Annotated in this window: 19 protein-coding genes and 1 pseudogene; 13 read left to right on the top strand and 7 right to left on the bottom strand. The window is 53.6% G+C overall.

The window, feature by feature from the left end; translation table 11 throughout:
* Nucleotides 1-209 precede the first annotated feature (209 nt).
* On the top strand, nucleotides 210-839 hold the full coding sequence (locus tag R1T41_RS21075; RefSeq protein ID WP_062959491.1) for a BON domain-containing protein: 630 nt from the start codon (nucleotides 210-212) through the stop codon (nucleotides 837-839).
* Nucleotides 840-995: 156 nt separating this feature from the next.
* Nucleotides 996-1,121, top strand: a pseudogene (locus tag R1T41_RS21070) (bacterioferritin-associated ferredoxin); the annotation flags it as partial.
* Between the two features lie 608 nt (nucleotides 1,122-1,729).
* Here R1T41_RS21070 and R1T41_RS21065 read toward each other — a convergent pair.
* A complete protein-coding gene (locus R1T41_RS21065; protein WP_317339065.1) occupies nucleotides 1,730-2,110 on the bottom strand; it encodes a DUF4168 domain-containing protein in 381 nt (126 codons plus the stop codon).
* A 146-nt stretch (nucleotides 2,111-2,256) separates the two neighbouring features.
* On the opposite strand from R1T41_RS21065, the gene R1T41_RS21060 reads away from it, so the two are divergent.
* Together R1T41_RS21060 and R1T41_RS21055 are read left to right on the top strand one after the other, a co-directional pair.
* Nucleotides 2,257-2,775 (top strand): RNA polymerase sigma factor, encoded by a 519-nt coding sequence (locus R1T41_RS21060; RefSeq protein ID WP_317339064.1) that lies wholly within the window; start codon nucleotides 2,257-2,259, stop codon nucleotides 2,773-2,775.
* Entirely contained in the window at nucleotides 2,772-3,722 is a 951-nt protein-coding gene (locus R1T41_RS21055; protein ID WP_317339063.1) for a hypothetical protein, read from the top strand. Before R1T41_RS21060 ends, R1T41_RS21055 begins: the two co-directional genes overlap by 4 nt.
* Before the next feature lie 57 nt (nucleotides 3,723-3,779).
* On the opposite strand, the gene R1T41_RS21050 is transcribed toward R1T41_RS21055, so the two are convergent.
* Nucleotides 3,780-4,826: a Glu/Leu/Phe/Val dehydrogenase dimerization domain-containing protein gene (locus R1T41_RS21050; protein WP_062952069.1), complete on the bottom strand. Its 1,047-nt coding sequence runs from the start codon at nucleotides 4,824-4,826 to the stop codon at nucleotides 3,780-3,782.
* 575 nt (nucleotides 4,827-5,401) lie between these two features.
* Between R1T41_RS21050 and R1T41_RS21045 the strand changes: the two genes are divergently transcribed.
* The gene (locus R1T41_RS21045) at nucleotides 5,402-5,635 is read left to right on the top strand and encodes a hypothetical protein (RefSeq protein WP_007090314.1); all 234 of its coding nucleotides are present in this window, start codon (nucleotides 5,402-5,404) and stop codon (nucleotides 5,633-5,635) included.
* 87 nt (nucleotides 5,636-5,722) lie between these two features.
* Here the strand turns inward: R1T41_RS21045 and R1T41_RS21040 are convergent, their stop codons facing one another.
* The 4 genes from R1T41_RS21040 to R1T41_RS21025 all read right to left on the bottom strand — a co-directional run bounded on the left by R1T41_RS21040 (nucleotide 5,723) and on the right by R1T41_RS21025 (nucleotide 9,955).
* A complete protein-coding gene (locus R1T41_RS21040; RefSeq protein WP_317339060.1) occupies nucleotides 5,723-6,316 on the bottom strand; it encodes a 2-hydroxychromene-2-carboxylate isomerase in 594 nt (197 codons plus the stop codon).
* A gap of 124 nt (nucleotides 6,317-6,440) precedes the next feature.
* Nucleotides 6,441-7,577, bottom strand: a complete 1,137-nt coding sequence (locus R1T41_RS21035; protein WP_317339059.1) for a hypothetical protein — start codon at nucleotides 7,575-7,577, stop codon at nucleotides 6,441-6,443.
* Nucleotides 7,578-7,615: 38 nt separating this feature from the next.
* The gene (locus R1T41_RS21030; RefSeq protein ID WP_317339058.1) at nucleotides 7,616-8,749 is read right to left on the bottom strand and encodes an NAD(P)/FAD-dependent oxidoreductase; all 1,134 of its coding nucleotides are present in this window, start codon (nucleotides 8,747-8,749) and stop codon (nucleotides 7,616-7,618) included.
* A 21-nt stretch (nucleotides 8,750-8,770) separates the two neighbouring features.
* A complete protein-coding gene (locus R1T41_RS21025; RefSeq protein ID WP_317339056.1) occupies nucleotides 8,771-9,955 on the bottom strand; it encodes a hypothetical protein in 1,185 nt (394 codons plus the stop codon).
* A 62-nt stretch (nucleotides 9,956-10,017) separates the two neighbouring features.
* Here R1T41_RS21025 and R1T41_RS21020 point away from each other — a divergent pair, with 62 nt between their 5' ends.
* From R1T41_RS21020 to pgmG, 6 genes are all read left to right on the top strand, one after another.
* Complete coding sequence (locus tag R1T41_RS21020) at nucleotides 10,018-10,917, top strand: division plane positioning ATPase MipZ (protein ID WP_062952075.1); 900 nt, start codon at nucleotides 10,018-10,020, stop codon at nucleotides 10,915-10,917.
* A gap of 62 nt (nucleotides 10,918-10,979) precedes the next feature.
* Nucleotides 10,980-11,741 (top strand): VWA domain-containing protein, encoded by a 762-nt coding sequence (locus R1T41_RS21015; protein ID WP_317339053.1) that lies wholly within the window; start codon nucleotides 10,980-10,982, stop codon nucleotides 11,739-11,741.
* A complete protein-coding gene (locus R1T41_RS21010) occupies nucleotides 11,741-12,556 on the top strand; it encodes a molecular chaperone DnaJ (protein WP_317339050.1) in 816 nt (271 codons plus the stop codon). Before R1T41_RS21015 ends, R1T41_RS21010 begins: the two co-directional genes overlap by 1 nt.
* Before the next feature lie 114 nt (nucleotides 12,557-12,670).
* Nucleotides 12,671-13,558 (top strand): UTP--glucose-1-phosphate uridylyltransferase GalU, encoded by an 888-nt coding sequence (gene galU, locus R1T41_RS21005; RefSeq protein WP_062952076.1) that lies wholly within the window; start codon nucleotides 12,671-12,673, stop codon nucleotides 13,556-13,558.
* A gap of 78 nt (nucleotides 13,559-13,636) precedes the next feature.
* A complete protein-coding gene (locus R1T41_RS21000; RefSeq protein ID WP_317339049.1) occupies nucleotides 13,637-14,953 on the top strand; it encodes a UDP-glucose/GDP-mannose dehydrogenase family protein in 1,317 nt (438 codons plus the stop codon).
* An 8-nt stretch (nucleotides 14,954-14,961) separates the two neighbouring features.
* Nucleotides 14,962-16,377 (top strand): phosphoglucomutase/phosphomannomutase PgmG, encoded by a 1,416-nt coding sequence (gene pgmG, locus R1T41_RS20995; RefSeq protein WP_317339048.1) that lies wholly within the window; start codon nucleotides 14,962-14,964, stop codon nucleotides 16,375-16,377.
* 76 nt (nucleotides 16,378-16,453) lie between these two features.
* On the opposite strand, the gene R1T41_RS20990 is transcribed toward pgmG, so the two are convergent.
* Nucleotides 16,454-17,764 (bottom strand): D-alanyl-D-alanine carboxypeptidase, encoded by a 1,311-nt coding sequence (locus tag R1T41_RS20990; protein ID WP_317339047.1) that lies wholly within the window; start codon nucleotides 17,762-17,764, stop codon nucleotides 16,454-16,456.
* A gap of 316 nt (nucleotides 17,765-18,080) precedes the next feature.
* Here R1T41_RS20990 and R1T41_RS20985 point away from each other — a divergent pair, with 316 nt between their 5' ends.
* A complete protein-coding gene (locus tag R1T41_RS20985) occupies nucleotides 18,081-18,689 on the top strand; it encodes a hypothetical protein (protein ID WP_231886932.1) in 609 nt (202 codons plus the stop codon).
* 302 nt (nucleotides 18,690-18,991) lie between these two features.
* Nucleotides 18,992-20,353, top strand: a complete 1,362-nt coding sequence (locus R1T41_RS20980) for a phasin family protein (RefSeq protein WP_317339046.1) — start codon at nucleotides 18,992-18,994, stop codon at nucleotides 20,351-20,353.
* Nucleotides 20,354-20,539 lie beyond the last annotated feature (186 nt).

Below are 20,539 nucleotides of genomic sequence, written 5' to 3'. Positions count from 1 at the left end.
TTTCTTTTCTGGCCGGGGTGTGAATTGCTTCTTGCGTGAAACAGGCTGATGCAATCGTGTTAGGGCTTTTTTTTGTCATAATCGCCTGCGACAAGATGTGCCGGAACCACTGGCAGTTCAGGGCGTTAAAGCTTTATTGCGATCTGCTGTATTAGTGGTTCAGAAGAATTGGAATATGCCGATCCACCGGCATGAGAAGGAGCACAAAGATGATCACGATTTCCCGAGGCTGGCGCAACGCGATGAAGGCTGTTTCGGTATGTGCCTTGCTGGCCACACCGCTTGCGGCCTGTGGACCGTTACAGATGCCGCTGGAAGACCGGACGGGGAATGACCAGTGGCTTGATACCCAGATCAAGTCCGGCATCCTTGGCGAATTCTCCAAGGTCGACCATACCTACCTTATCGATGTAAATGTCGATATCTGGAAGCAGCAGGTGATGGTCACCGGCATGGTCGATTCCAAAGGCAAATATTATGATGTGATGTCGCTGGTCAAACAGGACAGCCGCATCAAGACTGTCTATGACCATCTTGAAGTTGCCGATGCCGCAACCATCGAGGCATATCACAAGGCTGAAGACGAATATGGCAAAAATGCCGTACCCGCGGATTCGGCGACCCAGACCGGCTCTGACGTGTGGATCGAAAGTCAGATCAAGGCCTTGTTATTGGCTGAAAAAGGGGTGAGTTCGGTGAACTACCGCTGGCAGTCTGTAAACAGCATCGTCTACATCATGGGGGATGCCCAAAGCAGTGAGGAGCTCGACAAGGTGTTGTCGATCGTTCGCCGCATCAAGGGTGTCAAACGCGTAGTGAGTCACATCGCGACGGTCTGATCACCTTGTGATTAAATGACTTTTTCAAAATCCCGCACAAATCGGCCGGTTTGTGCGGGATTTTTTTTCAAGCTCTGTTGCAAAAGTGTTTGAAAACTATTCGCATGTAGATTACAGGTGAGGTGCCGTAATTAATAACTGATTGCAATTACGCTGATGTATGTTTGCATTTGTAACGCGATAAAAGAACGTGACGTACGCCGTGCCGCCGAAGAAGGTGGTGCCACCCGTCCCGCAGATGTATTCCGTTTTCATGGTTGTGCCCCGCAATGCGGGAAATGCGCCTGCCATATGCGTGCAGAATTGCTTCAGGCAAAAACCTGCGGCAATTGCGATTGCGATGATGCAGCCGCTGTCACCGCAAATACCGCACCGATTGCCGCCGAATAGGCAGGCACAGCAATTTCATCAGTCTGATAAAAGCCTCCGTAAACGGGGGCTTTTTTTGTTTTGCGGTGATGGAACTATTCGCGGTGCCGTGATGTTGTTTTTTACGAAGTAGCGCTCACAGCCCTCACCCGAATGTTACTTCGGTTGGCTTGTTGTTTTAGTGGCGTGATCAGGATGCAGGCCAACTTGTTCAAATAGTCGTCAAGCGGTCATGATCTGCGCTTGCACCGACTGTTTATACTGCCCCTTTGGACATCTGCATGTGATGGCCAATGCAAAGTTCTTCGGGTTGCGAGCAGACTGATCCGTCTGATCTCACGCACCGGCGCAACATTACATGTCCTACCTTTGCCCCGATGTTGCACCGGATACCTGAAAAGCCGAACCTTGTTTCGGCTTTTCTTTTTCTTTGAGGAAGAGCGCAAAAAAGAACCCTCGCCCAAAAGGGAGAGGGTCAAGAGCTTCGGTACAGGGAGGAAACTCTGAGGGAGGCTCCGAAGCTATTCGACAAAGCTGTTGATGCGTTCGCTTAGTTCCGGGTTCTGAAGGGCGGCCTGGGTGATTTCGTTATATTCCTTGATCGACAATCCTTCATCCCGAATGGCTTGAACCATTTCGGCACTGGCCTGCTGACGGATTTTCTGGACCTCGGCGGGGTTGGCGCTTTTTTGGGCGCGCTTTTGCCATTTGACGTTCAGATCGCGTACCTCGACAGCCGCCGCGGCATACTCTTCTAGTTGTGTATCGCTGTAACTTGTTGCCGGTGCAGCTTGGTCGCTCTGCTGTGGCTGTGTACTTTGGGCTTGGACAGCCGAAATTCCGATCACGGGGCTGGCTGTCCACAAGGCAAATGCGACAGAGGCCAGAAATTTGCGCTTCATGGGGATACCTCTTTGCCGGTTCATGCATGTCGATGCCGGGCTTGATGCCGACCTTCATCTGACGGACATCGCCTGAAGGCAAATGGTTCCATAAAAAATGCATTTTTCCGGAACTTAATGCCGCAACAGGCTGTTGTTGAGGCGTCATGACAAAAGCAAACGACGCAACCGATATCAAATGGCGTATTTCGCGTGAAATACCTCATTTACGCAGGTTTGCGCGTTCTCTGGTCTCTGACCGGGATCGTGCGGATGATCTTGTGCAGGACTGTCTGGAACGGGCAATTCGCAAACACCATCTTTGGCGCCGAACGGGGTCCGTTCGAAGCTGGCTGTTTAAAATTCTCTATAATGTGTTCGTAAATCAGTACCGCAAAAAGATGGCCGAGGTACCGATGGATGACGCGGTGCCGGAACTCTCCGTACCTGCGCGTCAGGAAAAGCGAATGGTCTGCATGGATATCGGACAGGCCCTGGAGAAACTGCCGCCCAATCAGAAAGCCGTCATCCTTTTGATCGCTCTTGAAGGCGTCACCTATGACGAAGCAGCCGAGGTGCTCGATATATCGGTTGGCACGGTCCGATCCAGACTATCCCGGGGGCGCGACAGTTTACGCAGCCTTTACTCCGGGAAAACAAACGTGAAGCTCAGGAGGGTGAAATGATCAAGCCACATGAGCCGGTAAATGAAATAGACCTTCTTGCCTACGCCGATGGGACTCTTGATGGCGATCCCGCGCGCCGAGCAGAGGTTGAAGAATATCTGAAACAACATCCGGAACAGGCCGAACGCATCATCGCCTTCATGCATCAGGATGACGACATTCATCGTTTGTACGACCCTGTACTTGATGAACCGGTTCCCGACAGGTTGCGCGCCGTCCTTGAACAGCCGCAACCAGGCCGTTATGCACAGATGCTTATGCGAACCGGGTTCGCAGCCAGCATTCTGCTTGCGGCCTCCGGGGGCTGGTATCTTGGCCGGACGATCCCGTCAGACGACTTGCCGCAACGCGATAGTATCGCCGCAAGCGCACTTGACGGTTATCGCAACGGCATTGCTTTGTCGGATACCAAAATTTCGTCATCGCAGGCACCTGTTGCGACCGTTCACGCATCGGGGCCGGAATGGTCAAATACCATATCGTCAATGGCAGGCCACATCATGTTGCAAATGCGGGTGCCGGATCTTTCAGCGCAAGGATATCACTTGCAGGAAAACCGTGAAATCGACACAGACGGCGGAAATGCTGTGCAAATCGGTTATGTCAACGACACGGGGGATAAACTTGTCCTGCTGCTTCAGCCACGCTGGAACACGGGCGTTTACGATCTTCGGGTCGATGAACGTGATGGCTTTTCCGTTGCGACCTGGGCCGACGGGCCGATCACGTTCGGACTCGCTTCGGGCATCAAGGCGGGGCAGGCTTATGAGCTGGCCACGTTTATCCGAAAATCAACGCAGTCTGTCGAATTTTCCGATCCTGCGCGCTTGCCCGATATACAGGCCCCCAGACATGCATCAGAACCCGAGGTCGCCCAAAGCGATCCGGTTATCGGTTCCGAAATATCAGGCGGCGTGATCGAGGCACCTGTATTCCGTCAAAACTGACTTGCATGGGGTGTATCGTTCCTGCCCGCCTGTCGTAACAGGCGGGCAGGGTGACAATCAGGACTTCCCGAACCGTTCTTCGGCCAGCCGATCCGCGACAAAGCCGGTCGACAGGTTTTGACTGTCTGCACGTTCAAAGATTTCCCGCACGGTGTCGGCGATGCCTTCGATATGCTTGTTGGTTTCGGCTACGGGCTTGCCTTCGCGGCAATAGTAAACTTCAACCACGCCCCCGGCATTGATCACATAATCCGGTGCATAAAGAATGCCTGCCTCGCGCAGCATCTCGCCGTGGCGATCTGCTTCAAGCTGATTGTTGGCTGCTCCGGCGATGATACGGGCGCGGATTTTATCAATGCTGCGATCATTGACGACCCCGCCCAGCGCGCAAGGGGCCAGAACATCCGCATCGGTATAAAGGATTTCGTCAACGGAAACGGTGGTGGCACCGAATTCGTCAACCGCCCTGTTAACGCTGTCCGTATTCAGGTCTGAAACGACCAGACGCGCGCCCGCCGCATGCAGCATCCGGCAAAGGTGATATCCGACATTGCCAAGTCCCTGAACCGCAACGCGCAGACCCGCCAGATCTTCATGACCGTTTTTGAACCGGACTGCTTCCTTCAGGCCGATGAACACGCCATACGCGGTAAAGGGTGACGGATCGCCAGTTCGCGCCGGGTCTTTGCCGTCATTGATCCCGCCGACATGCTGGGTCTGGCTTGCGATCTGTTCCATGTCTGCGGGGCTGGTGCCGACATCTTCGGCGACGATGTATCGCCCACCGACCCGTTCCACGGCACGGCCCATGGCACGAAACAGTTCAGGAGTTTTTTGGCTGCGCGGGTCACCTATGATGACCGACTTCCCGCCGCCAAGCGGCAGATTGGCAAGGGCTGACTTATAGGTCATGCCGCGTGACAGTCGCAGCACATCGTGAATGGCTTCCTGTTCCGATGCATAAGGCCACATGCGACATCCGCCCAGCGACGGGCCAAGATTGGTATTGTGCACGGCAATAATGGTTTTCAGACCGGTGTCGGGATCACTGGCAAAAACAACCTGTTCATGGCCGTCAAATGCAGTGTCGGAAAAAACGTTCATCCTGGTGTCGCCTCCTGGCGCAAGCTCGTTATTCTGCAAGGGTGGGTCCCTTGTTATCCCTTTATGTTTGACGCCGCGGCCATTTGATCAATTTCAAAATCGCGTCTGGGTTAAAAAAGACCGTTTCCATAAAACGGGCGACAAAAGATGGAATTTTGTGATCGTGGGGACGGTGCTTTGAAATAATCTTTCGCGTACGGAAATCCGAATTTAAAGGGTAATCGCCATTTCATCTATCGACTGTTTCGCGTCGGGTGCGCTTTTATCGATATGAACGGCACCCGAAAAACCTGCATTCCTGATAAGAAATGCCGCGAAATCGGTAAAATTGCACTGCCGCAAAAATCCATGCTGCATCGCAGAATTGCGCGGTTTTGGCCCCTGCCATGCAAAACCGGCACACTTCAATCCGGATCAATTCAATTAAATATGGAATCCAGCCGGACGATTTACGGCTCGTTAAGCCACTTGTTCCACACTCGTGGTTGGGCATTTCATTTTTATGAAATTCCCGGTTCAGGACAAAGCGACGTCTGGGCGGACGTCGCAGGCAAAAGTAAGGAGACCGGGCGGACATGTCTGCTTTTACAGACCCACGCCAGACCGTTTATCAGGTTGAATTGCACAACCAGGCCGTTCGTGAATGCGTCAAAGAAAATCGTTCCCACGAGGTTTTTGACGATCGCTGGGCGGATGTGCAGACCCACGAAGTTGCAGCCAAGGACGAATACAAGGCACTTGCCATGATCGAAAACACCTATCCGTCGTGTGACGGTTTTGTTGTCGATCACGTCAAACGCCGTGACTAACCGGCACAACGGGATTTCCGGCCAGCGGCCAAAACAACAAGGGCGGGTTTTACCCGCCCTTGTTGTTTGATACGATGAAGTCAGGTCTTATCTGGCAAGTGCCCGATCAAGGAAATCAAGCCGGTCCTGTCCCCAGAACATCTCGCCATTGGCAAAATATGTCGGAACGCCAAAGATATTGTCGGCCTTTGCCGCCTCGCAATTGGCGTCATAGATTTTGGCGACGGACGGATAATCGGCATGTTCAAGATATTCGCCGGATAGACCATTCTTGATCAGGGCCTCGCGAACGACTTGGGGCTCTGCAATATTTCGATCCCTAAGCCAGATATCCCCCATCAGCGTTTCAATCAGTCCCGTCGGGTCCTTGCCTTCGTCCTGAACTGCGATAATGGTGCGGGCCGCCAATGTTTCATCCACCGGGAACGAGGCGGGCTGCAAATTGATCGGAATATTCAGAAAGTCCGCCCAGCGCTTCATCTCGACCATGCGATATTCCTGACGCGGTTTTGGACGCTGTGCCAGCGGAACACCGCCGCCATGCTGCCATACATCCGCAGCCCGGCAGGGTTTGTGGATTATCGGGGTGTTATGTTTGCGCGCGATTTCGACAACGCGACGAAAACCGAAAAACGACCAGGGCGACTGAACAAAGAAATAGTGGATGATCGGGGTCGACATTCAAAGCCTCCGGGGGCTGCGTGTCAGCAGCACATTGTTTTACAACAATGCCAGAGTGCACGATCTGCTCTGTCACCGTCAAATGATCAGACGGCACATCCCGGATTTGTGATGAAGCCGCGGATTAATAATCCAGCCACCAGCTGTATTCACCCAATCCACCCAGAACAACCCCGTCAAATCCAAGTTTCATGATACCGCCAAGATAACTGTTCTCGCTGCCGAACAGAATGTTCTGCCACGCCTGTGACCAGTAATAGACATGGTGTTCCTGACCCCAGCGCGCATCAAGGTTGCCCTCGCCAATAAATTCGGGGCTACCTGCACGCCAGTTGTTCTGCCAGTAATAGCGATAGGTTTCTGCCGTTCCGATATTCAGATAGGCCAGAATGGTGCGCGGCGTGCCAACCTTTTTGTAGCGCAGCCGTTTCATGTCCTCGTAAGTCAGCGGGATCGTACCGCGATGGAACGGGTCAATGATCAAGACATCGTAATTGGTGTCGATCATCGCGTTGATAAATGCTTCCTTGGTTCCGTACGGCGAACTGTCGAGCACAATCCCGTAATTCTTCGCATCACGAATATTGTCAATGACATGCGGATTGGCGCCGATTGGCGTGCGCGGCACCTTTGCCAATGTTGAAAGCTGCTTATCAGGCGGTGGGGCTGCGTAATAAAGGGCATCCAGACCGCTTAACTTTTGGCGCGCCGCCTGTTGTGCCTCGCTTTTATCGGTATAATCGAGCGCAAAATATTCAAGCCCTGCCGTCTTCAGACGTTCCAGATAGCCTAGGATATATTTGGTTTCCTCGCTATCGGTGGGTTCACCATATGTGTCGTAACCATAAAATGGTGCTTCGATCATGATACCGTCAAGTGCACGCAAATAGTTGCGCGCCGGTTCTGCAGTACCGCGCGATGCAAACAATGTGGTTTCAAGATATTCGGTCAGCTCCAGTCCGTTTAACGCAATGATTGAAAAGTCACTGCGATAGGACTTTGCCCATCGGCTGAGCTGGATGACAAGATTGCGCATTTCATCGGCGAACTGAACATCTGGCTTTTCGGTTCCGGTTGCCTCGTTCCGGTTGCCCGGTGCACTCAGGCTATTCGGGGGCGGTACAAAGGGCTCAAGCTGCTGGGCACTGGCGCTGTTTGCAATCGGCATGGCGCTGGCAAACAGGATGCCACAGGTTGCAAGGACGAATTTCCACCGAGAGCCGAACAGTAATCTTTTGGGCTCTCTGGAACGATCATCCATGATCGGATTCCACACTTTTCGCCAGCCTGCTTCTGCCATTATGACCTTGCCTTTACCTGCTGTCGTGACAGGATGCCCTCGACATGGTCTGCTATTGCAAGGCATGCCGTCAATCCCGGTGATTTAATGCCATAGAGTATTACCAAGCCATCAATGCCGTGTTTATCGCGATCAGAAATCAGAAAATCGCGCGCGGCTTCGCCTGGTGCCTGAATTTTCGGTCGGACACCGGCATAGCCGGTTTGCAGGGCATTTTCGTCTAGTGCCGGATAATATTTACGAATGGCTGCTGCAAACCCGGCGCGTTTTTCTTCGGGCACGTCATAGTTCGGTTCTTCAACCCAGGTAACGTCCGGGCCAAAACGTGCCTGTCCGCCCAGATCAAGGGTCAGATGAATTCCAAGCCCGGCCTGTTCTGGTGCTGGATAAATCAGGGTGGAGAAGGGTGCCTTGCCCGAAAGCGTGAAATAGCATCCGCGTGCGTAATGCTGTGGCGGAATACTTGGTTCTGGCAGGCCGGTAAAATTATGTGCCAGCGTCTGGCTGTGCAGGCCCCCCGCAATCAGAAGCTCTGCACAGGTCAGGCTCATTTCCTGACCGTCGCGATCACGCGTGTCGATGGTGAAAATGCCGTTTTCGAATTTCGCGGCCACGACATCGGTATTAAGCGCTAATGTCGCCCCGCCTGCTTCGGCTTCCCCCAGCAGGGTGACCATCAGCTGATGGGAATCGACAATTCCGGTCGACGGGCTTTCAAGTGCGGCCACACAATGGAGTGCCGGTTCGCGCCTTGTTGCTTCATCCCCGTCCAGCCACACAAGGTCATTCACCCCGTTTTCGCGTGCCCGTTTCTCGATATCACGTAAGGCGGGGATTTGATCCTCGTGGGTGGCAACAATCAGTTTGCCGGTGCGTTTGTGATCAATGCCGTTTTCGGCACAGTATTGATAAAGCATGTCCCGCCCGGCAACGCAGAATTTCGCCTTCAGACTGTCTTTCGGATAGTAGATGCCCGCATGAATGACTTCGCTGTTACGTGCACTGGTTTCGGTTCCGATTGCATCGTGGCGTTCAATGATCAGAACTTCCCGGCCGGTTTGGGCCAAGGCACGCGCACAGGCAAGGCCAACAACGCCAGCGCCGATGATGACGGTTTGAATATCGGTGGTCATATTGGAAAAACTGTCCGGGACTTATGAGTTGAGTTGACGGAAATAAACGGCCTGGCCCTGATTGTCCTGACCTTCGCCGGTAACGCTACCTGGATCTTCGCTGGTATAATGGCCACGCGCGGAGGCCCCGTCATCGCAGAACACATACCAACTGCCAAATGGCAACGTGCCGCTTTGATAGGCCCCGCCATCATGACGCCAGATGCCTTCACAATGGCGAAGGTCGCTGTCAATAATCATCGTGCCTTCGCCCGAAGGCTGATCAAATTTAAGCATCCCCTGACCGCGCGACCCTTGCCAGTTGCTGCTGATCGGCAGACCTTCGGGCGGGGTGTTTACGGCATTGCTGTCGGGAAGAGGCGTTGCGGATGGGGTTTCCACAATTTCTGGGACAGCCTGCACGGGAGGGCGCGCAACCCCCTCTGGAAGCTGTATATCAAACCGGACAAAGAAGTTGGCACCATAAAGCTGGGCGTCTACCGCATCAAGTTTCTGGGGCGGTGGTGTAAAGTCTGTCATGGTCTGGCGCGACAATGGGTCACAATAATATCCAAGCAGGCGACTGCCGCGTGTTGTCGGGGTATCGGGGTTCCATTGCCCAACAAACGATACACACTGTGATCCTTCGCGAATAAACGGCGTCATTGCAATTGGGCCGTATCGGGTATCCTGTGTGAAATTATCACCGTTGGCAGTGCTGCGACCACGTAACCCGTCGAACATTTCCAAAAGCTGCTCGGACGGCATTTCATTGTTGAATGCAAAACCCGGGGCAGATGTCGAAAAAACGCTTTCGAGAAACAGATCGCCAGCAGCACCTTTCAGGCTGCCTTCTGCCGCCGGGGACAGCCAGCGACCAACGAATACGGTATTGTTTTCACGATATTGTCTCAGAAAGACGGCGTTAACCGGCATGTCCGATTTAAATGAAAGTGGACTTTGGTCTGCTGGGATTTGTTCGAATCCGCCGGTATCCTGCGCATTTGCAGGCACCATACCAATCATCATCAAAGTGCCGGCCACTACGCCGCCCAACAGGGCCCCCCGATTGGTCACTTTGCGTCCTTCCTTCATGTTATTGCTGGGGAAATCACTTTTCCCTACTCCTATCTTTACCTGTACGGTGATAGATTGGCTAGGGTCCAGTAGACAACTCGCTGTCGATGAAATTCTTTGTTCTTGATTTTTACGGGCAAAGACGGTCATTGGGGTGAGGGTTTTTGTGACCCTGGGGACAGAAAATTGCCTGAATAACGGAGCAAACTGCAATGACGGTGCAAGAGACCGGCGCAACCGGGGAAAGCGCAGGCCAACAAACCGCTACCGCCAAACAGCCAGGTGCGAAGCGCGCCCATGTGATCGTGATTGGCAACGAAAAGGGCGGATCAGGAAAGTCGACCACGGCGATGCACTTGATTGTATCGCTGATGAAAATGGGTTTTTCCGTTGGATCGCTTGATATCGATGCCCGTCAGGGAACGCTGACCCGCTATGTTGAAAACCGCATCTCATTTAATGCGCAGAAAAAGCTGAAGCTGCCCGTTCCGGATCATCGTCCGATTTACCGTAGCGAACTTGAAGACGGCAATGCCGCCAAGCTTGACGAGCGTGACCGCTTTACCAGGGCGCTGGGCGAATTGGTCATGAGCTGCAATTTCGTGGTCATGGATTGCCCTGGCAGTGACAACTACCTGTCGCGTCTTGCGCATTCCTGTGCCGATACGCTGGTCACCCCGATCAATGACAGTTACATTGATCTTGATATGCTGGCGCGTATTGATCCCGATACCCTTGATATCAAGGGACCCAGCATCTATGCCGAAATGGTTTGGGATGCCCGTAAACGTCGTGCCGCGGTCGATGGCGGCACCATTGACTGGATCGTTATGCGGAATCGCTTGTCGCATCTTGATGCGCGTAACAAACGTGATATCGCCGAAATCGTCGACAAGCTGGCGGCCCGCATACGCTTCCGTGTTGCGCCGGGCTTTGGCGAACGCGTGATCTACAGGGAATTGTTCCTGAAAGGTCTGACGTTGCTGGACCTTCGCGAGAAGGGGGTTGGCATTCCGCTTAGCATGTCGCATATGGCAGCCCGGCAGGAAGTCCGTGCCCTGCTGGAAATAATCGGCTTCACACCGGCGGACGGTGAAGAGTTGCCGATCTGATATAAGCGCCCCTATATCAGGATGATCGTACACTTGCGTACCCTGAAAACTGGTTGGTGCCCGTGCCTGAAAACAAAGCAACACCCGAAACACAAGCCAAGCAGCAAAGCCGTGTTGCGTCTGATACGTCAAGCCATACGGACGTAACCGCCTTTGTGAGGCAGGCCCGTACATTGGCGACGGTTGCCCCGGCTTCCGGTCCGGCACAGGGACGATTGATCTTTGCGATGGATGCAACGGCCAGCCGTCAACCAAGCTGGGACAGTGCTGCGGTTCTGCAGGCTGAAATGTTCGATGCTGTTGCTGGAATTGGCAGCACGCTGGACATTCAGCTTGTTTTTTTCCGCGGTATTTCGGAATGCAAGGCAAGTGCCTGGTATCGGGATGCGGCACGGTTGCGTGACTCCATGACAAAAGTTACCTGCCGGGCCGGGCATACGCAGCTTGCGCGTGTGCTTGGTCATGTCGAAGGGCAGGCGCGCGATAAAAAGATCAATGCCTTGATTTATGTCGGTGATTGTCTTGAGGAAGATATCGATAATCTTGCCGGTTTGGCAGGACAACTGGCGTTGAAAGGCATCAAGGCATTCATGTTTCAGGAAGGCTATGACCCCACGGCCGAGAGAGCCTTCCGCGAGATTGCCCGGATCACCGGTGGTGCGTTTGCCCGTTTTGATGCCAGTGCGGCGGATCGTTTACGAGATCTGCTTGGCGCCGTTGCGAGTTACGCGGTTGGCGGCATTAACGCGCTTGAAGAATACGGCAATAAAACATCATCGCAGGACGTCAAACTGCTGGGTTCTCAGTTACGGAAATCCCGATAATGCAATGGTTCTTGTTGGGGATAGGGCTTTTCGTCGCTGCCGGATTTATCATCAGATGGTTATCGTCAGCCGAGCCAAAGGACATCAGAAAGATCGGGTTGTGGGTCGTTGTCCTGCTGCTGGGCGGGCTGGCAGCATGGTTGCTTCTGACCGGAAAGCTCGCCGCCATGGTTGCCGCCCTTGTTGCTGCCATACCCTTCCTCGTTAGAATCCTCAAAATCGGCTTAATGTGGCCATTATTGCGCAGGATGTTCGGTTTTGCCCGGTCATGGGGCGGCAGTGGAGGTCGATCAGGACCCTCGTCTGCCGGTTCGGGCCGGGTATCTGAAATAAAAACGGATTATCTGCATATGTATCTTGATCATGATAGTGGCCAGTTGGGCGGCACGGTGGTGCAGGGCACAATGGCCGAGCGTGATCTGGATACACTCGGGCTTGACGAGCTGCAGGCACTTTATGATGACTGTTGCGGTGCACAAGATCAAAGCCAGACAGTTCTGGAAACCTATCTGGAGCGTCGTCCGGATTGTTCGGGATGGCAGAACTGGCAGGCATCCCGGGATGCGAACAATAATGGAAACGGCAGGGCCGGAAACGATAGCGAGCAAGCTGGCAGCGGATTTCGCAGCGGAGAAATGAATGCAGGCGAGGCCCGAAAAATCCTGGGTGTTTCAGAAGGAGCAACCCGCGAGGATATCAATCGGGCTTATCAGGTCTTGATCAAGGCGGTCCACCCGGATCATGGCGGATCAGATTATCTTGCATCCAAAATCAATGCAGCCCGAAGCCTCCTGTTACAGCTTTGTAAAGATTGAACTGAACAAACAGCGCGTTCGCTTGATCCGCGTTCTTGAAATGTGGCAGAAGCATAAGATTGGCCGAATGCGGATGAGGCGGATATGACGCGGTCAAAACAGAGGAAAAGAGGCATGTCGAAGCGAATCAAGAAGGCTGTATTCCCCGTGGCGGGTATGGGGACCCGTTTTTTGCCAGCAACCAAGGCAATGCCCAAGGAAATGTTGCCGGTGGTGGACAAGCCGCTGATTCAGTATGCCGTTGAAGAGGCGATCGCGGCAGGCATCGAAGAATTCATTTTCGTAACCGGTCGCGGCAAAACCGCGATTGAAGACCATTTTGACCGTTCCGCAGAACTTGAAGCAATCCTGATGGAGCGCGGCAAGCATGATGCGCTGGAAACCTCGCTTGCGATGATCCCGGAAAACGGTCGTGTGACCTATACCCGTCAGGGCAATCCGCTGGGGCTTGGTCACGCCGTTCTGTGTGCGAAATCTCTTGTCGGTGACGAGCCTTTCGTCGTCTTGCTGGCAGATGACCTGATCCAGTCAAACGTGCCCTGCATGAAGCAAATGGTCGAAAGTTATGGCCGCACGGGTGGCAACATGGTTGCCGTTATGGACGTCCCGCGCGAGGAAACCCAGCGTTACGGTGTGCTTGAAGTCGAAGGTACCAACGGTCGTCTGGTCAGCGCATGTGGCATGGTCGAAAAACCGAAACCCGAAGACGCACCATCAACCCTGTCGGCCATTGGTCGCTATATTCTTGATCCGGGCATCTTTGACACCCTTGAAAATATTCCGCGCGGGGCTGGTAACGAAATCCAGTTGACCGACGCACTGGCCGCCATGATCGGAAAAGTACCTTTCTATGGCTATCGCTTCGAAGGCCGTCGTTTTGACTGCGGTAACAAGATCGGCTTCCTCAAGGCGACCATGTCCTTTGCGCTCGCACGCGAAGACATGCGCGACGACGTTCGCAATCTCATTCACGAGTTCGCCGAAGGCGAAGCCGCAGAATAACAGATACCAATTTCAAATATGCTGGCAGGAGCCGGGACAGACTCCTGCCAGCTATCATCACTACCAGGGTAAAAATTCATGCGCGTAGCAATGATCGGTACCGGATATGTGGGGCTCGTTTCCGGTGCCTGTTTCTCGGAGTTCGGCACAGAAGTCATTTGTGTGGACAAGGACGAAAACAAGATAGCCCGTCTCGAAGACGGCATCATGCCGATCTACGAACCGGGGCTGGATGTTCTTGTCGAAAACAACGTGAAAGCCGGGCGCCTGAAATTCACTACCGATCTTAAGGAAGGGGTGAAAGGTGCCGAGGCAATCTTCATTGCAGTCGGAACACCGACCCGCCGTGGTGATGGTCACGCCGATCTCAGCTACGTTTATGCTGCTGCCGAAGAAATTGCCGACGCTATCGAAGGCTTCACCGTCATCGTGACCAAATCGACAGTACCTGTGGGCACGGGTCGTGAAGTCGAACGTATTATTCGTGAACGCCGTCCGGATGCGGAGTTCGCCGTGGTTTCCAACCCTGAATTCCTGCGCGAAGGATCGGCAATCGGTGATTTTATGCGCCCGGATCGTGTGGTCATCGGGACAAGCGATGAACGCGCACGAGACGTCATGCGCGACTTGTATCGCCCGCTTTATCTGATCGAAACACCGATTGTTTTCACCACGCGTGAAACGTCGGAAATGATCAAATACGCAGCTAACACTTTCCTAGCCGCCAAAATCACGTTCATCAATGAAATTGCCGACCTTTGTGAGAAAGTTGGCGCCGATGTCCATGATGTGGCGCGCGGGATTGGCCTTGATGGCCGCATAGGAAAGAAATTCCTGCATCCAGGGCCGGGTTACGGCGGGTCATGCTTCCCGAAGGATACCCTGGCATTGGTTCGCACTGCGCAGGAACATAATAGCCCGTTGCGCATTATTGAAACTGTGGTCGATGTGAATGCGCGGCGCAAAAAAGCCATGGCCGACCGCGTCATTTCGGCTTGCGGCGGCTCGGTTGCTGGTAAAACCATCGGCATCCTTGGTCTGGCCTTCAAACCAAACACCGATGATATGCGTGATGCGCCAAGCCTTGATATTGTTCCTGCCCTGATTGCTGCCGGTGCAACGGTTCGGGCATTCGACCCGGAAGCCATGGAGGAATCCAGAAAGCTTCTTGAAGACATCTTTTACTGTGAAAGCGCCTATGAAGCACTTGAAGGTGCCGACGCGATGGTGGTCCTGACCGAGTGGAACGAGTTCCGCGGCATGGATCTGGATCGCATCAAATCAACCTTGAAACACCCGATCGTGGTGGATTTGCGAAATGTATATGACCCCGCTGAAATGGCAGAACAGGGTTTCAGCTATTCCTGCATCGGGCGAGCATCAATCGGAGGCTAAGTTAGAATATGACCATCTCTGCCGGACACAATTTTGATCCTTCCGTATTGCGCGAATATGATGTGCGCGGTGTCGTGGGCGAAACCCTGCACGCGGCCGATGCGCTTGCTCTTGGCAAGGCATTCGGTACCAAGGTGCGCCAGTCTGGCGGGAAACGTGTTGCCGTTGGCCGGGATGGACGTCTGAGTTCGCCCGAACTGGCAAGCGCCCTTGTCGAAGGGATTGCGTCGACGGGCTGCGATGTGGTTCGGATCGGGCGTGGACCAACCCCGATGCTGTATTTTACGGTTTATGATCAGAAAACCGACGCCGGCATCATGGTGACCGGTTCGCATAATCCGTCAAATTACAACGGTTTCAAGATGCTCAATGCCGGGCAATCGGTGTTTGGCGAAGCCATTCAGGAACTGGGCCGGATTGCCGCCTCGGGTGATTTCGAAACCGGAAATGGCGCAATCAGTGATATCGACATCGAAGATCGTTATGTCGAACGTTTGCTGGCCGAGCTGGATTGCGATGTTGCCAGGCCGATGACAATTGTCTGGGACTGTGGCAATGGTGCTGCGGGCGACGTGGTTCGCAAACTGACCGCAAAGCTTCCGGGCAACCACCATCTGCTGTTTGACGAGATCGATGGCACTTTCCCAAACCATCACCCGGACCCGACGGTCGAGGCCAATCTGGTCGATCTGAAGGCCAAGGTGGCATCGCTGAATGCGGACTGGGGCGTTGCCTTTGACGGTGACGGTGACCGTATCGGTGTTGTTGACGGGCTGGGCCGTGTTTTGTGGGGCGATCAGCTGCTGCAGATTTATGCCGCCGACGTTCTCGGGCGCCTGCCGGGCGCATCGATTATTGCCGATGTCAAAGCCAGCCAGACACTGTTTGACGAGGTTACCCGTCTTGGCGGCAACGCCATCATGTGGAAGACCGGCCATTCACTGATCAAAACCAAAATGGTTGAATCAAAAGCGCCGATTGCCGGTGAAATGAGCGGCCATATCTTCTTTGCCGAGCGTTACTATGGCTATGATGATGCGATGTATGCTGCTGTGCGGCTGTATCGCATTCTGGTCCAGAGCGGCAAAAGCCTTGATGATTGGCGCGATGCCATGCCCGTGGCGGTCAATACCCCGGAAACCCGTATCGACTGCCCGGATGATCGCAAGTTCGCCCTGATCGAAGAGGTGCGTGGTCGCTTGTCCGAAGCCGGTGCCGAAGTCAGCGGCATTGACGGCGTTCGCGTCAGCACCGATGACGGCTGGTGGCTGCTGCGTGCATCCAACACCCAGCCTGCAATCGTCGCCCGTTGCGAGGCTGCCGATGAAAACGGTCTGAAGCGGCTGAAAACGCAAGTCACCGCTCAGCTTCAAAAAAGCGGTCTGTCCTCCGATGATTTCTTTGCATCGGGTGGTGGCCACTAGGCTGTTCTGATCAGGACGATAAAAAAAAGCCCGCTGAAGCAATTCAGCGGGCTCTTTGATGTTTATGTCCGGAATATTATCCCGCGTCACCGGCGTTAACCGGGATGCATGCGACCTTTTCCTTGCGAAGGGCAGCACAGGCACTGCGCGCTTCCTGTTCGCCACCAAATCCAAGCAAACGGGCGCGGTAAACAATGCCGGATCCGTTGCTTTGCTGTTCAACCGCCGCACGGGTCAGGCGCAGAACATCGGGTGCTGTGCGTGCCGCGGCAAGGACGGCTTCCTGTGCGCGTCGCTGATCGCTAAATGCACCAACCTGAATGCCCCAGCCGCCAGTTTCAGGCGAAAGGCGGGCAACAACCGTTTCAGTGTCGATGCGGCCGGGCTGTTCAACCTCGTTCGCATTGTTCTGTTTGGCCATCAAAAGCTGTGTATCAGCCGGAAGAATTTTGCCATCGGGGCTGATGCGAGGACGCGGCGCGATGATCTCGCCATCTTTCTTGAGGTCAAGATACGCCTGATCAAGAAGCTTCTTCATCTGGTCATCGCGCGACCGGGCCGTCCGGCCACCAAAGACAACACCAATCAACCGGCGGCCATTGCGATTGACCGAGGCTACAAGGTTAAAGCCCGACGCATTGATATAGCCGGTCTTGATCCCGTCGGTTCCGTAGTAGGACGCCAGAAGGTTGTTATGGTTGCCATAAGTACGCTTGCCATAGCTGAACTTCTGGGTGCTGAAATAATGGTAATAGTTGCCGTAATCCTTCCGCAGCGACACGGCAAGGCGGATCATATCGCGCGCCGTGGTCAGCTGGCCGCGGTTCGGAAGACCCGATGCATTGCGGAAGGTGGTGTTTTTCATACCGATCTGACGCGCCTTGGCTGTCATCATCTGGGCAAACTTTATCTCGGTCCCGCCAAGATGTTCGGCGACTACAACGGCAATGTCATTTGCCGATTTCGTCACGAGCGCCAGAATGGCATCTTCGACCGAAATTTTTTCACCGGGCTGAAGACCAAGTTTCGAAGGCGCCTGGCCCCATGCACGTTTGGAAACTTCCATGCGGGTCGAAAGCGATACCTTGCCGGAATCAAGTGCATCAAACAGCATGTAAAGCGTCATGATCTTGGTCAGTGACGCCGGATAAACTTTATGATCGGCGCGATATTCATGCAGAATATCGCCGGTTTCGGCATCGATAACCATCGCGGTATAGGTACGCGCCATCGCAGCCGGCGTTGTAAACACAACAGCAGCAATGATCAGCATCATCACGGACAGGGCACAATAAATCCTGCGACCTTGCAATTGCCAGATCGATTGACTTTCATCAGTTCTAACGGTGGCCATCGCTTTTGGCCCAAGACGGGTCTTAAAACGCATTTGACGGGCTCGGCTTTACGGTGATCCCCAAGACGAAATATGATCAGTATCTCATCACGGCATTAAAAAAATGCTTAACACGTGTCCCGATAAACTGATTTGCCGCCTTGTTGCGGTCTCATTTTTTCGTCAGTCTCAATTTATATCCGGCAAAAGGTTAAAAATCGAGGATCGAATGCGTAAAAAAATAATGTCTGTTGTCAGTAAGATAAGAACAAAATCATCAATTTTAAGAGGAAGTGCCCTTTCTGCAGCCGGACTGATTGCTCTTTCAGCATGCAGCTTTACCGGTACAAGCGATATCGAAAATCCCCTGGTGCGCAAGGGAACCTGGTTCTCGTTTATCAATGCGGATGACATTCGAACCGCCTGTTCTGCCGGGGACGCAGAAGGACGGATTCGCCTTGTCTACAATGCTGATTATTATAAGGAAACGCGCAGCTACGATCTTATTCCCAAGAACGGCGCAGAGCAGTTTGAAATGGTGTCACGGATATTTGGTCCGCTTGACGTCAGCGAGGTGAATGTCGAGGTAACAGCACCTCTTGGTGCTTTCGGTGGTACAGAATCGCGGGAAAACCTGTCGCGCGGGCAATATCTTGCCCTAACCGACGCGCTTCAGTCCGACGGTTTCGGATATCAAAGCCGTGACGGATTGCGCCTGCATTCCGACGACTATTACTGGGTTGCGATCGGATGTTCGTCACAAAACATCACGCTGGCAGCCTGGACGTCTGCCAAGGACGATTTGCGCGCTTTGACTTTCCCGAATGTGCTGGAAAATCTTTCGGGGTTGGAGAAACCATTGCCCCAGCCGCCAGCATTCGGCACGCCAAAGCAGCCTGATCCGTTTTACAGCAAGAATGACAAGCAGGCCGAGTCTCGCTATTTCTATCGCACGGTTCGCGGAAATCAGCTGCGATAAGAATTTTCAGGGCAAATAACACCAACAAAAATGGCACGTGATATCATGTGCCATTTTTGTTTTCATGACTGCTGAATATAAGGATTAGCGTAACTTTCCATCTAAGCAATTGAACGAAATCCGGTTTTTGAAAATCGATTTTCGTGGTTACAGATCGTCAGGTTCATCGGCACCGATTAACGTGATCCTTCAAATAAAAATGTCACCAAAGCCACCTTGACGAGGTGAGGTTGTTCCATCTAGGGTTATGTTGCGATGCAGCATTAATTTGAATGCCAAGCCCAGTCCTAGGAGGTCGACACATGGTGACTCCTCGCAAAAAAACTGCGCCCGGTTCAGCTAAAACAACCCGAACCAAAACCTCACCTCGTGCAAAGACAGCACAGAAAACGCCTTCCGGTGTTAGCAAAAAGTCGACTGCAGCCCCGGCAAAGGCCGCGGCAGTCGAAATTACCGAAAGCCCGGCGGCGCGTCCAAAGCGTGTGGTCACAACTTCTAGTGCGCTGGAAGCAGAAGCCTTGCGTCAGACCCCCATGGAAGAACCGCCAAAGGCTGTGGCCAAGACATCGAAACCCGATGATGTGAAGCCGGAGACAAAGAAAGCATCCTCTGCCGCGTCACAGAATACTGCGGCCCCGGCGAAGGCCGAGGAGGCGGTAAAACCCGCTGAGACAGAAAACAAGGCTGAGGCGAAACCGCAAGCAAAACCTGAACCGGCAAACGATTCGCAGACAAAGGCAGCCGTGACCGACATTGATGCCAAAAGTTCCCCGTCAAAGGGGCGCACATCCACCGGGGCCACGTCGGCAAAGGCCAAGGAAGAAGTTTCGACAAGTCCCAAGCCTGCCAGCCGCCCCAAGGTCATTGCCAAGTCGAAAAAGCCCGCTGTTTCGACTTCAAAAACAGCAGGCACATCCAAATCGTCCGTTTCTGGCAATAAGGCGCCTGCTGCCGCTGCCCAAACGGCTCAACCTGTAAAGAAGGCTACGATCGTGACAGAGGAACAGAAACCGGCTGCCACTGTTAAATCGGCTACGGTGGCGAAGGCTGCGCCGAAGGATAACCCAACTGAGAAAGCCACTGTTGAGGTCAAGGTCACGGCAAAGCCGGCAACTGCCGCTGCCAAGGTCGATGCCCCTGATGTGACTGCATTTGGCATGATGACGCTTGAGCCGTTCGCGGAGCTCTGGAAGGCACCCGAAGTCGATGCCATGGTTGCCGCGACCCAGGATGCTTTCGAAGGCAGCATGACCGCTGCCAATGATGTTATCGCCCAGATGGCCGAAAAGTTCACCGAACAGGCAGATGTGTTTTCCGATGCCGGTACGCATATGATGGCCAGATACGAAGAACTGATCGAGACGCAGCAGAAAAGTCTCGATGGCGTTTGGCAGATGTCGACCGACCTGATGGAAAAAAGCGGTTCATTCGGGGCTGAACTGGTTTCCTGGGCGCAACGCGAAATGGATGCTTCGCAGGCTGACCTCGAAGCGCTTGCAAAGGTTGGAAGCCTCTCTGAACTGCAGGAACTGAACGAGCGTATCTTTAAACGCTATGTCGAATCCGGCATGTCGGAGGGCGAGAAAATTCAGAAAATGATGTTTGCAGCCTTTTCCGACGGGTTTGCCGCAATGAGCAAAGCCGCAGGAGTGCCGCTTAAATAAGCGCACCTGACGCAGGGCAAGGTTTGCTGCATTAACGTACCGGAACGGACATGGTCGGCGGATCATGTCCGTTTTTTTGTTTTTGCACTGATATTTACGGCAAAACCGATGAAGTTTTGCTGATGATCTTGCACCGCGTCAATCTCGGCCTACATGAATTTGGGATGAGGTTAATAAGCGTTTTGT

The organism is Thalassospira lucentensis (genome assembly GCF_032921865.1).
In the GTDB taxonomy this organism is placed as follows: domain Bacteria; phylum Pseudomonadota; class Alphaproteobacteria; order Rhodospirillales; family Thalassospiraceae; genus Thalassospira; species Thalassospira lucentensis_A.
This window is presented reverse-complemented; position numbering and strand designations above follow the sequence as displayed.

Excerpts from the sequence above, each read along its gene's own strand:
- R1T41_RS21075 (WP_062959491.1), top strand. The coding sequence starts at position 210 with ATGATCACGATTTCCCGAGGCTGGCGCAACGCGATGAAGGCTGTTTCG.
- R1T41_RS21065 (WP_317339065.1), bottom strand. The coding sequence starts at position 2,110 with ATGAAGCGCAAATTTCTGGCCTCTGTCGCATTTGCCTTGTGGACAGCC.
- R1T41_RS21060 (WP_317339064.1), top strand. The coding sequence starts at position 2,257 with ATGACAAAAGCAAACGACGCAACCGATATCAAATGGCGTATTTCGCGT.
- R1T41_RS21055 (WP_317339063.1), top strand. The coding sequence starts at position 2,772 with ATGATCAAGCCACATGAGCCGGTAAATGAAATAGACCTTCTTGCCTAC.
- R1T41_RS21050 (WP_062952069.1), bottom strand. The coding sequence starts at position 4,826 with ATGAACGTTTTTTCCGACACTGCATTTGACGGCCATGAACAGGTTGTT.
- R1T41_RS21045 (WP_007090314.1), top strand. The coding sequence starts at position 5,402 with ATGTCTGCTTTTACAGACCCACGCCAGACCGTTTATCAGGTTGAATTG.
- R1T41_RS21040 (WP_317339060.1), bottom strand. The coding sequence starts at position 6,316 with ATGTCGACCCCGATCATCCACTATTTCTTTGTTCAGTCGCCCTGGTCG.
- R1T41_RS21035 (WP_317339059.1), bottom strand. The coding sequence starts at position 7,577 with ATGGATGATCGTTCCAGAGAGCCCAAAAGATTACTGTTCGGCTCTCGG.
- R1T41_RS21030 (WP_317339058.1), bottom strand. The coding sequence starts at position 8,749 with ATGACCACCGATATTCAAACCGTCATCATCGGCGCTGGCGTTGTTGGC.
- R1T41_RS21025 (WP_317339056.1), bottom strand. The coding sequence starts at position 9,955 with ATGACCGTCTTTGCCCGTAAAAATCAAGAACAAAGAATTTCATCGACA.
- R1T41_RS21020 (WP_062952075.1), top strand. The coding sequence starts at position 10,018 with ATGACGGTGCAAGAGACCGGCGCAACCGGGGAAAGCGCAGGCCAACAA.
- R1T41_RS21010 (WP_317339050.1), top strand. The coding sequence starts at position 11,741 with ATGCAATGGTTCTTGTTGGGGATAGGGCTTTTCGTCGCTGCCGGATTT.
- galU (WP_062952076.1), top strand. The coding sequence starts at position 12,671 with ATGTCGAAGCGAATCAAGAAGGCTGTATTCCCCGTGGCGGGTATGGGG.
- R1T41_RS21000 (WP_317339049.1), top strand. The coding sequence starts at position 13,637 with ATGCGCGTAGCAATGATCGGTACCGGATATGTGGGGCTCGTTTCCGGT.
- pgmG (WP_317339048.1), top strand. The coding sequence starts at position 14,962 with ATGACCATCTCTGCCGGACACAATTTTGATCCTTCCGTATTGCGCGAA.
- R1T41_RS20990 (WP_317339047.1), bottom strand. The coding sequence starts at position 17,764 with ATGCGTTTTAAGACCCGTCTTGGGCCAAAAGCGATGGCCACCGTTAGA.
- R1T41_RS20980 (WP_317339046.1), top strand. The coding sequence starts at position 18,992 with ATGGTGACTCCTCGCAAAAAAACTGCGCCCGGTTCAGCTAAAACAACC.